Annotated in this window: 3 protein-coding genes and 1 pseudogene; 3 read left to right on the forward strand and 1 reads right to left on the reverse strand. The window is 68.6% G+C overall.

The window, feature by feature from the left end:
- Positions 1 to 307 (forward strand): annotated as a pseudogene (locus AC1DWT_RS50450) (4-hydroxyphenylpyruvate dioxygenase); the annotation flags it as partial.
- A gap of 4 nt (positions 308 to 311) precedes the next feature.
- On the opposite strand, the gene AC1DWT_RS50455 reads toward AC1DWT_RS50450, so the two are convergent.
- Positions 312 to 770, reverse strand: a complete 459-nt coding sequence (locus tag AC1DWT_RS50455; RefSeq protein ID WP_072944681.1) for a carboxymuconolactone decarboxylase family protein — start codon at positions 768 to 770, stop codon at positions 312 to 314.
- Positions 771 to 819: 49 nt separating this feature from the next.
- Here AC1DWT_RS50455 and pdxR point away from each other — a divergent pair, with 49 nt between their 5' ends.
- Together pdxR and AC1DWT_RS50465 are read left to right on the forward strand one after the other, a co-directional pair.
- The gene (gene pdxR / locus AC1DWT_RS50460; protein ID WP_477926187.1) at positions 820 to 2,229 is read left to right on the forward strand and encodes a MocR-like pyridoxine biosynthesis transcription factor PdxR; all 1,410 of its coding nucleotides are present in this window, start codon (positions 820 to 822) and stop codon (positions 2,227 to 2,229) included.
- A 231-nt stretch (positions 2,230 to 2,460) separates the two neighbouring features.
- On the forward strand, positions 2,461 to 2,988 hold the full coding sequence (locus AC1DWT_RS50465) for an OsmC family protein (RefSeq protein ID WP_072944685.1): 528 nt from the start codon (positions 2,461 to 2,463) through the stop codon (positions 2,986 to 2,988).
- Positions 2,989 to 3,111: the final 123 nt, after the last annotated feature.

Raw genomic sequence — 3,111 nt, forward strand, 5'->3', positions numbered from 1 at the left:
GGACCGGCTCACCGCCGAGGGGGTCGAGTTCCTGGCCACCCCGGACTCCTACTACCAGGACCCCGAACTGCGGGCCCGGATCGGCAACGTCCGCGCCCCGATCGAGGAGTTGCAGAAACGCGGCATCCTCGTCGACCGCGACGAGGACGGCTACCTGCTGCAGATCTTCACCAAACCCCTCGTCGACCGGCCCACCGTGTTCTTCGAACTCATCGAACGCCACGGCTCCCTCGGCTTCGGCATCGGCAACTTCAAAGCCCTCTTCGAAGCCATCGAACGCGAACAAGCCGCCCGCGGAAACTTCTGAGGGGTTAGCGCACTCGCGGGATCTTGCGGGTGCTGACGGCGATGCGATTCCACGCGTTGATCGTGAGCACCAGCGAGATGAGCTGGGCCAGTTCGGTCTCGTCGAAATGTTCCGCCGCCTCCTCGTACACCGAGTCCGGGACGAAGCCGTCGGTCAGCACGGTGATCGACTCGGCGAGGGCGAGCGCGGCGCGCTCCTTGTCGGTGTACAGGCCGTGCATTTCCTCCCACGCGCCGAGCAGGAACAGTTTCTGTTCGCTGATGCCGATCTTGCGGGCATCGGCGGTGTGCATGTCGATGCACCACGCGCAGTGATTGATCTGGGAGCAACGGGTGAGCACCAACTCGACGAGTTCCGGGTCGAGGCCCTGCCGGGCGGCGGCGTCGAGGGCGATCATCGCCTTGTAGACGGCGGGGGCCTTGCGTGCGAGGTCGACTCGGGTCTTGCGCTCTGTTGTGGTCATAGGAGAACAGTAAGCGCGAAATAGCCCATCTCCATGGTTCAATTCGAGCATGAAATCTTGGGCCAATTCGGGTCTGGGCCGCGACCTCCATCTCGACCTCGCCGCACCCGCCGGTGGACGGACTTCCGGGGTGCGCGCCGCTCTGGTGTCCGCGCTGCGCGAGTCGATCCGCTCGGGACGGCTCGTCGCAGGCACCACCCTCCCGCCCWCCCGCGCGCTGGCCCTCGACCTCGGCGTCGCCCGCAACACCGTCGCCGAGGCGTACTCCGAACTCGTCGCGGAGGGGTGGCTCACGGCACGGCAGGGATCGGGGACCCGGGTCGCCGATCGGGCACGCGAGACCGCCCACCGCGCGCAGACCCGCTCCGCCTCCGCACCCCGGCCCGCATGGAGCCTGCTGCCCGGTTCGCCCGACGTCGCGGAGTTTCCCCGTGCCGCCTGGATGGCGTCGGCGCGCCGGGCGCTCACCGCGGCACCCCACGACGCGTTCGGTCCGGGCGATCCGCGGGGCCGCCCCGAACTGCGCCGCGCCGTCGCCGAATACCTGGCCCGGGCACGAGGGGTCCGCACCGATCCCGATCGGATTGTGGTCAGCGCGAGTTCGGGGCATGGACTGTGGCTCCTCGCCCGCGCCGTGCAGGGACCGGTCGCCGTCGAAGGGTACGGGCTGCATTTCCATCGCGAACTGCTCGGCGACGCCGGGGCCGTCACCGTGCCCCTGCACCTCGACGCCCACGGCGCCCAGCCCCCGGACGCGACGGGTACGCGGCTGTCCGCGGCACTGCTCACCCCGGCCCACCAATTCCCCACCGGAGGTCCGCTCCACCCCAGCAGGAGAACGGCTTTCGTGGAATGGGCGCGCACGACCGGTGGGATCGTGATCGAGGACGATTACGACGGAGAGTTCCGGTACGACCGCCAACCCGTCGGCGCCCTGCAGGGTCTGGCCCCGGAACAGGTGGCGTACCTGGGCACCGTGAGCAAGACCCTGTCTCCCGCGATCCGTGTGGGGTGGATGGTGTTGCCGGAACACGTGATCGACGACGTCCTGGCGGTCAAGGGCGTGTACGAGAGGTGGGTCAGCGCGACGGACCAGCTGACCCTGGCGGACTTCATCGAACGGGGCGCGTTCGACCGGCACGTCCGCAGGATGCGCACCCTGTACCGCCGCCGGCGCGACACCCTCGTCGAGACGCTCGCCGCGCGGTCACCGCACGTGCACGTCACCGGCATCGCGGCCGGCCTGCACGCCGTCCTCGAACTTCCGGCCGGGACCGAGGCGGCCACCGTCGGCCGGGCCGCGGGCCTCGGTCTCGCGGTGGAGGGTCTGCGCACGTTCCGTCATCCGGACGGTCCCGCGGACCGGCCGGACGGGCTCGTCGTCGGCTACAGCACGCCGTCGTCCGCCCGCTTCGCCGCCACGCTCGACGCCCTGTGCCGCGCGCTGCCCACTCCGTGAGCAGAATTTCCTATGGGACTGGTCGGAATGCGTGTCGTGCGGTTACAGTCTGATCCGTGACCGAATCCGGTGTGATCGACTCAGGCGAGCTGCTGACGCGGCGCCGCCATGTCGATTTCGCACTGGTGTGTACCTCGAGGTGTCCGATCTCCTGATCGGACCCGTCCCGGCGTGATTCTCTCCACACCGGGTTCTCTCTGCACACCCACGTTTTCGAAGGATTCGTCACTCGTGACCACTGCATCCGTTTCACATCTCACGTCCGTCATCAGCGCCACCCGCGACGCCGTGTCGCAGGATTCCGCGAACGCGCACGTCGTCTTCACCGCCTCCGCGCAGGCCCACGACGCCGTCGCGAGCACCGTCTCGCTCGGCAAGTACAGCGTCGAGGTGGACGAGCCGCCCGCGCTCGGCGGTGAGCACTCCGCCGCCAATCCCGTGGAGTACTACCTCGCTTCGCTGCTTTCCTGCCAGGTGGTGACGTACCGCTTCTGGGCCGAGAAGCTCGGTGTCCGTGTCGACGACATCTCGGCACGCGCGGAGGGAGACCTCGACGTGCGCGGGTTCTTCGGCTTCGACGACGCCGTCCGCCCCGGGTTCGGAGAGGTGCGCGTCGTCGTGACACTCACCGGTCCGGAATCGCGGGAGCGCTACCTCGAACTGCAGGAAGCGGTCGACGCGCACTGCCCCGTCCTCGACCTGACCCGCAATCCGACCCCGGTCCACACCGTGGTCGAAACAGCCACCGGCGACAACTGATTCATCACATCCACTGCACCGAATCCGGAGGACTCCACTCGTGACCGAGAGCATCGATCCCACCGCCAACTGGTCGTTCGAGACCAAGCAGATCCACGCCGGGCAGACGTCCGACGCGACCAC

The sequence above is a fragment of the Rhodococcus sp. P4_B6 genome (genome assembly GCF_056402215.1).